We start from the raw sequence: 260 nt of genomic DNA on the forward strand, positions 1-260 counted from the left end.
CAATTCTTCCAGTTTAGTCGACATTAATTCACGGCAGTGCGTGGCGAGCTTACGCACCGAGGTGGTGGCAAAGTGCGAGGTATCGACCGGCGGCAACATCTCCACAATTACCAAACCGTTGTTCCAGCGGTTCAGCTTGGTCTTGTCGTGGGTGTTGGAAACCACTATCGGGATGATTGGCACACCGGCGGCTACCGCTGCATGAAACGCACCGCTTTTGAACGGCAGCAAACCACCACCCCGGCTGCGCGTCCCTTCCC

General features: G+C 56.9%; 1 protein-coding gene. It reads right to left on the reverse strand.

Annotated features, from left to right (window positions below; genetic code table 11):
- A partial coding sequence (locus KVT28_RS25460; RefSeq protein ID WP_217550989.1) for a 1-acyl-sn-glycerol-3-phosphate acyltransferase occupies window positions 1-260 on the reverse strand: 260 nt, incomplete at both ends.

The sequence above is a fragment of the Pantoea sp. GbtcB22 genome (assembly GCF_019091025.1).
In the GTDB taxonomy this organism is placed as follows: Bacteria; Pseudomonadota; Gammaproteobacteria; order Enterobacterales; family Enterobacteriaceae; genus Pantoea; species Pantoea leporis.